The organism is Corynebacterium jeikeium (assembly GCF_000738175.1).
In the GTDB taxonomy this organism is placed as follows: Bacteria; Actinomycetota; Actinomycetes; order Mycobacteriales; family Mycobacteriaceae; genus Corynebacterium; species Corynebacterium jeikeium_C.
On the sequence record NZ_JFCH01000018.1, the window covers coordinates 1 to 6,671 of the forward strand.

Here is a 6,671-nt window from a genome sequence, read left to right on the forward strand (position 1 = left end):
GGGGGGTGTTGCCGCCGGGTGCCAGGACTTTCGATGACAGCTGATAGGGACACGGCCAGTTTTAAACTAGGTCTCTTTGTAACGTGGGTGCTTCTAACGAAGGTCATGACACCAGCGACTGGAACAACGCCATACCCATCTCGTTTTCTAGGAGCTCATCATGTCTCCGGAGCATTCCATCGACATATTCCTTGGGTTAGACGTCGGCAAATCTGAACACCACGCCTGCGCCTTAGACCGTGATGGCAACAAGGTCTTCGACAAACCGTTGCCTCAACTCGAATCCGAACTAGCAGGCGTTTTTCACCAGCTTCAGAAGCTTGGCACCGTGCTCGTGATCGTCGACCAACCCAACACCATCGGCGCACTACCGATTGCTGTAGCCCGGGACTGCGGTTGCGAAGTCGGATACCTGCCAGGTCTTGCGATGCGCAAAGCTGCAGATCTCTATCCGGGACGTGCAAAAACAGACAAACGCGACGCATTCATCATCGCCGACACCGCCCGCACAATGCCCCACACGCTACGTGCCGTCGACCGCAATGATGAGGTACTCTCCGCCCTAAAGATGCTGTCCGGCTTCGATGATGACATCGCCCGCGATTGCACTCGCACTGTCAATCGGCTTCGCAGTGTCCTCACCCAGATCTACCCCAGCCTGGAACGAGTTTTTGCTGGTAGCACCCTGACTCGCACGCCGATCCTGGAATTATTGATCCATTACAAGGGACCGCAGGGGCTAAAAAGAGCCGGATACCAACGAGTGTTGAACTGGATGATCAAGCGCACACGTAAAGACCCCACCCCGCTGGTAGACGACATTTTTACAGCGCTGAAAGCTCAAACAGTCACCGTGCCTGGAAGCGATGCCGCCGAGTTAGTAATTCCTCAACTGGCTGCAAACATCCAGGCCCTCAAAGAGCAACGAAACACCATTGCTGAGCAGGTTGAAGAGATGCTCGCTGATTTCCCTTTTTGTGAGGTCTTGATGAGTATGCCCGGAGTCGGCATCAAGACCGCAGCGCAGATCCTTCTTGCGATCGGTGATGGCTCCGACTTCGCTAGTGCTGGCCACTTAGCTGCTTATGCTGGAATAGCACCCGTGACTAGACGATCAGGTTCGTCGATCAGAGGTGAGTTCCCGGCACGGTCAGGCAATAAACGACTGAAAAACGCCTTGTTCTACTCCGCATTCGCAGTTATCCGCAGCCACGAACCGTCACGGCGGTATTACGAACGCAAACGCGCTGAAGGAAAACGCCACAACGCAGCAGTCATCTGCCTGGCACGACGCCGATGCAATGTCATCTACGCGATGCTGAAAAACAAGGAGTTCTTCCGCGAAATCCCGCCACGCCCCGTCGCCGCATAAAGCCCCAAAGACGAAGCCGACCAGCACACGCTGGCCGGCTCCTAGGCACGCCTAAGAAACTACTCCCAAGACTGTGCTCGTCAACATCGGTCTGGCACTTGACAAAAACATAGGGACACCCCCCAGCTCAGGGCCTCCCCCCTAACTCCTGCAACGTCCCCCTACAGGTTCGCGATAATCTCCTCGACGGTCTTCTTCGCGTCACCCAGCAGCATGTCCGTGTTCTCGTTGAAGAACAGCGGGTTCTGCACGCCCGCGTAGCCGGAGCCCATGGAGCGCTTGAAGACGATGACCTTCTCCGCCTCCCAGACCTTCAGCACGGGCATACCCGCGATCGGAGAACCTGGCTCTTCGGCGATCGGGTTGACGGTGTCGTTCGCGCCGATGACCAGCACCACGTCGATGTCCCCGAAGTCGTCGTTGACCTCGTCGAGCTCGAGGACAATCTCATACGGCACCTTGGCCTCAGCCAGCAGCACGTTCATGTGTCCTGGCAGGCGGCCTGCCACAGGGTGGATGCCGAAGGTGACCTCCACGCCCTGTTCCTTCAGGCGCTCCACCAGTGTTGCCACCGGGTACTGCGCCTGCGCCACGGCCATGCCGTAGCCCGGGGTGATCATGACCTTCTTCACGCCCTTGAGCAGCTCCGCGGTTTCAGCCGCGGTGACCTCGGTGTGCTCGCCGTATTCTCGGTCGTCGGAAGCTGCAGCCTCGCCGCCGAAACCGCCGAGGATAACGGAGACGAAGCTACGGTTCATTGCCTGGCACATCACATAGGACAGGTAGGCACCGGAGGAGCCGACCAGCGCGCCCACGATAATGAGCAGCGGGTTGGCCAGCATGAAGCCCGCCGCTGCGGCCGCCCAGCCGGAGTAGGAGTTCAGCATGGACACAACCACCGGCATATCGCCACCGCCGATCGCCGCCACCAGGTGGTAGCCCAGGAACAGCGCCAGCGCAAGCATTACGCCCAGCGCGATCCACGCCAGGGTCAGGTTCTCGTGGCCAGCGGAGATGAACAGCACCATGCCCACGAGAGACACCACAATGACAGCCAGGTTCAGCAGATGGCGGCCCGGCAGCATCAGCGGCTTACCGTCCATCTTTCCGGATAGCTTGAGATACGCCACGATGGAGCCCGTGAGCGTCACCGCACCGATGAACACACCCAGGTAAACCTCGCCCAGGTGGAACGCCTCGATGGACTTCGTGCGCTCGTCCGGCTGAATGAAGGAGTTCACGCCAATAAGCACGGCGGCCAAGCCCACGAAGCTGTGCAGCATCGCAATGAGCTCCGGCATTTCGGTCATTTCGACCTTCTTGGCGCGCGGGATGCCAATCGCGGCACCGAGCAGCATCGCCACGGCAATCAACAGCACGGTCACGAGCGGACCTGTGGAGGCATCTCCCCCGTTGATGGAGTTGACCACGGCCTTGACGATGGTCGCGATGAGCGCGATGGTCATACCGGCGATGCCGAAGCGGTTGCCGCGCGATGCGGTCTGCTGCTTCGCCAGACCTGCCAGCGCCAGGATGAACAGAAGTGCGGCGACCAGGTAGGCCAGGTTGGTGATCTTGTCCGTCCACTCGAGGACGGTCGGGTTGACGAGGTTCTGCGCGCCCGTCTCGGCAGCGCTGAGAAGTTGTTGTTTCATGGCTTAGTTACCTCCGTCGAACATGGTCAACATGCGACGGGTCACGAAGAATCCGCCGAAGATATTGATAGAGGCCACGACAATCGCCACAAAGCTCAGACCCGCGACAACCAGGTTCGAGCTGCCCACCTGCAGGATCGCGCCGACCAGGATGATGCCGGAGATCGCGTTCGTCTCACTCATCAGCGGCGTGTGCAGCTTGTGCGTCACCGCGGTGATCACGTAGAAGCCCACGACGATGGCCAGCATGAGCAGCATGTATTCGCCGGCGACCTGCATCGGGCTGGCGAGAATCAGCGCGATGCCGAGCAGCGCAGCAAGGATCTTCCATCCCGCACCCTTGTTCTTTGCCTCGCCTTCTTGGTTTGACGCCGACTGCTCCGCCGCAACCACATCCGTATCGGCCTTAGCACCCGCACTCTGCGCGGCGGGAGCCGCAGAGACCTTGACCGGTGGAGGTGGCCAGAGGATCTCAGCGACCTCCCCGGCGGGCTGGGACGTGGCGTCATTAGAAGAAACATCAGAAGAAGCGACAGCAGACGGCGCCGCGAAGGTGGAGTGCGTGACGGTGATGCCGCGAACGATCTCGTCCTCCAGGTCGAAGGTCAGCTGGCCGTCCTTTCCCGGAGTCATGAGCTTGAGCAGGTTGACCACGTTCTGGCCGTAGAGCTGCGAGGCCTGGGCAGGCAGGCGACCGGCGAGGTCCGTGTAGCCGATGATGCTCACGCCGTTGTCGGTAACGGTGATCTCGCCGGGGACAGTGAGCTCGCAGTTGCCGCCGTTGGCAGCGGCCATGTCAACGATGACGGAGCCGGGCTTCATCGCAGCCACATCGGCGGCGGTGAGCAACACCGGGGACTTGCGGCCAGGGATGTTCGCGGTGGTGATGACGATGTCGGCGGCGGCGGACTGCTCGGCATAGAGCTTGGCGGCAGCCTGCGCCTGGTCGGCGGTCATTTCCTTGGCGTAGCCGTCCTCGGACTTCTCGGTTTCCGCCTGGATGGCGACTAACTCGGCGCCCATGGACTCGACCTGCTCGGCGGTCTCGGGGCGCAGGTCAGTGGCCTTGACGATCGCACCCATGGAGTTCGCGGTGCCGATCGCGGCTAGACCGGCCACGCCCGTGCCAATGACGTAGACGACGGCAGGCGGAACCTTGCCGGCGGCGGTGACCTGGCCGGTGAACAGGCGACCGAAGGTGTTGGCCGCCTCGATGACCGCGCGATAGCCGGCGATGTTGGCCTGGGAGCTAAGTACGTCCATGGACTGTGCGCGGGAGATGCGCGGCACGGTGTCCATGGCCACGGAGGTCACGTTCTGGTTCGCGAGCTCTTGGATGAGCTCTTCGTTGCGGCCGGGTGCCAGGCGAGCGATAAGGGTAGCGCCGGGCTTGAGCTGTGCGCGCTGTTCGTCGGTTGGCGCGTCGAGCGCGGTGATGATGTCCGCGTGCCAAACATCGTCGCCGACGATGCGCGCGCCGGCCTCTTCGTAGAGGGTGTCAGGGTAATTGGACTGGTCGCCTGCGCCGGACTGAACCGTGACCTCGTAGCCAAGCTTGATGAGCTTGCCCACGGTGTCCGGTGTGGCTGAGACCAGGGCTTCTGGTTCTCTGGGGATACCGATTAGCAAGGGAGGCTCCTCACTGGTGTGTCTCTTGCATACTTACTTCTGCTCGCGTTCATCCGGCCGTTGTGCCTGGTGAAGGCCTGGTTAGGACGGTGTTTGCGAGCCCATTAACTACATTTTGGGTAGTTCTAAAACCATAGGTGATTATTTGGACCCATATCACGATTTGAGAGAAATACCCCCGCACCTCTCATAATTTGGGAGTTGATGCCCTCAGCTTTGGCGTTGGGGAGGCGGCGATGATTAAAGCCATTCAGAGTTTCCGAAGCAAAGCCATGCGGAGCTTCCGGAATTTGCGTACTCTCACAACCATGTTTGGACTATTCGGTAAGAAAAAGAAAGACAACACCGCCTCACCACAGCAGCCAGCAGCGCAGGAAGCTGCTGGTCAGCAGCCAGCAGCGCAGCAGCCAGCAGCTCAGCATGGCCACTTGAAGTTTCGGCACGACAGCGACGGTAACGCGACCTTAACCGCCCCGAATGGAGAGCTTGTGTACGGCATCATCTCCCCTGCCCCGAAGGATGCCAGCAACTACTCATACGCAAAGGAGATCTTGCCGGGCGTCTACCGCTTCCTCGCCACCGTAGATTCCGGTTTCAAGCCACTCTCCGACGCTGATCTTCCGCAGGGCTTCGACCTTGACCTGCAAGTTCTGGGCGACGCAACCTTCCCGGGCCAGGACATGCCCGAGAGCAACCACACTTTTTGGTCAGCGGCTTCTATGGCCACCACGCGTAAGTCTCTCGAAACGCTGAAGATTGCAAGCGCTGGCGATGTTTTCTTCCAGGTTAAGTCGGACTTCCCATTCGGGGCGACGCTCGCTATCACGTTCGATCTCTTCCTGCAGATCACCAAGATTCCTGACCATGGCCACGGACACGTAGTCTCCATGCCCGGTGGCAGCACGGTTCTGGTTCACCCAGTGGTTCCGGATCAGCCAGCGGACAACATCATGCAGCAGATGGCCCAGACCCGCCACGAGCTGCGGCAGCACCCGGTGAACATCTCCCCTCTGACGTTCTGGGTGCACGATAACCACTGGGATGTTCTTACCGCGGAGGATGGTGTGTCCCTGTTCCTGCCAGAGAGCTTCCCTGTGAAGCGCAATGCTGACGGCGCGCCTCTCATGTCCGACGGTAACTCAGGCACTCGCGCGTAATGCACCGCGAGAAGACAACGCTCGGGGCCTCTAACGCCTAGCTCTCGCGCATCTTCCTCCTTCGCATATCTAGCGCGAAAGCGATACCGAGGACAGCGGCATGCACGTTCTCGTCCAGCCCCGGCTCAATTGTGATGCGGTATCTAGTCTTGCTCATCAGCGCCCTGCCAACACCGGGGAATTCCGCACTCACCTCTGCGATTTTGCGCCCCTGGCTTATCAGCGAGTAGTCGAGCTGGAAGGCCTCGCCTTTGATCTCCATCCGGGGATAACCGGCAATATGCACGTCGTATCTGGTGCTGAACCACGCAAACCGCTTCGTGAGGTGCGCGAGCTCCGCCTTCTCGCCGGACTCCGGATCTACTCGGTGCACGGTGTACTCGTCCCAAAAGACACCCAGCGGGTTCTCAACCGAGAGCACAAGCGTGTCTGCAGCATCGAAAATCTCCACCCCGTGCGAACCTTTGAACAGATCGCTCGCCTTCCACCTTTGGCGTGCACTTCCAAGCTGTGTGTCCTGTGGATTGGAGATAGTGAACTCATCCGGGCCGATCGCCAAGAACGGGTTAAGTAAAGAAAAGTGTGTCTTTTCCGGGCGTGTTGCGGTTATTTGATCCAGCCTTTTTGGATGCCGAGGTTGTGTTGGTAGCTGGTGTCGATGGCGGTGTCGTATTCTGCTGGTGCACCGATGTCATTGGTAGTGGCTGTGGTGTTGTGGGTGATCAGGTCTGTTGCTGTGGAAAGTGCGTCTTGACCCCATCGTTGGTCCCTGGCGATCTTGACCGGATCGTCAGGGACTTCTGTATGTAGATACAGCCACCAATCCATCACTGTGCGTTGATGCGGTAGTGATAGTCC

5 protein-coding genes and 1 pseudogene are annotated in these 6,671 nt (G+C 59.6%); 2 read left to right on the plus strand and 4 right to left on the minus strand.

The features are described 5' to 3' along the window. The first annotated feature begins 160 nt into the window (after nucleotides 1-160). Nucleotides 161-1,372, plus strand: a complete 1,212-nt coding sequence (locus JQ46_RS02210; protein ID WP_034985101.1) for an IS110 family transposase — start codon at nucleotides 161-163, stop codon at nucleotides 1,370-1,372. 161 nt (nucleotides 1,373-1,533) lie between these two features. Here the strand turns inward: JQ46_RS02210 and pntB are convergent, their stop codons facing one another. Then, the gene (pntB, locus tag JQ46_RS02215) at nucleotides 1,534-3,027 is read right to left on the minus strand and encodes a Re/Si-specific NAD(P)(+) transhydrogenase subunit beta (protein ID WP_034985103.1); all 1,494 of its coding nucleotides are present in this window, start codon (nucleotides 3,025-3,027) and stop codon (nucleotides 1,534-1,536) included. 3 nt (nucleotides 3,028-3,030) lie between these two features. Then, entirely contained in the window at nucleotides 3,031-4,656 is a 1,626-nt protein-coding gene (locus JQ46_RS02220; protein WP_034985105.1) for a Re/Si-specific NAD(P)(+) transhydrogenase subunit alpha, read from the minus strand. A gap of 308 nt (nucleotides 4,657-4,964) precedes the next feature. Between JQ46_RS02220 and JQ46_RS02225 the strand changes: the two genes are divergently transcribed. Further along, nucleotides 4,965-5,813, plus strand: a complete 849-nt coding sequence (locus tag JQ46_RS02225; protein WP_237744677.1) for a hypothetical protein — start codon at nucleotides 4,965-4,967, stop codon at nucleotides 5,811-5,813. 37 nt (nucleotides 5,814-5,850) lie between these two features. Here the strand turns inward: JQ46_RS02225 and JQ46_RS10760 are convergent, their stop codons facing one another. Then, nucleotides 5,851-6,264, minus strand: a complete 414-nt coding sequence (locus tag JQ46_RS10760) for a hypothetical protein (RefSeq protein WP_192817223.1) — start codon at nucleotides 6,262-6,264, stop codon at nucleotides 5,851-5,853. 155 nt (nucleotides 6,265-6,419) lie between these two features. Continuing rightward, nucleotides 6,420-6,671: pseudogene (locus tag JQ46_RS02235) on the minus strand (IS1249 family transposase); the annotation flags it as partial.

What these genes read in the sequence shown, in the direction of transcription:
- JQ46_RS02210 (WP_034985101.1), top strand. Translation starts at nt 161, where the DNA reads ATGTCTCCGGAGCATTCCATCGACATATTCCTTGGGTTAGACGTCGGC.
- pntB (WP_034985103.1), bottom strand. Translation starts at nt 3,027, where the DNA reads ATGAAACAACAACTTCTCAGCGCTGCCGAGACGGGCGCGCAGAACCTC.
- JQ46_RS02225 (WP_237744677.1), top strand. Translation starts at nt 4,965, where the DNA reads ATGTTTGGACTATTCGGTAAGAAAAAGAAAGACAACACCGCCTCACCA.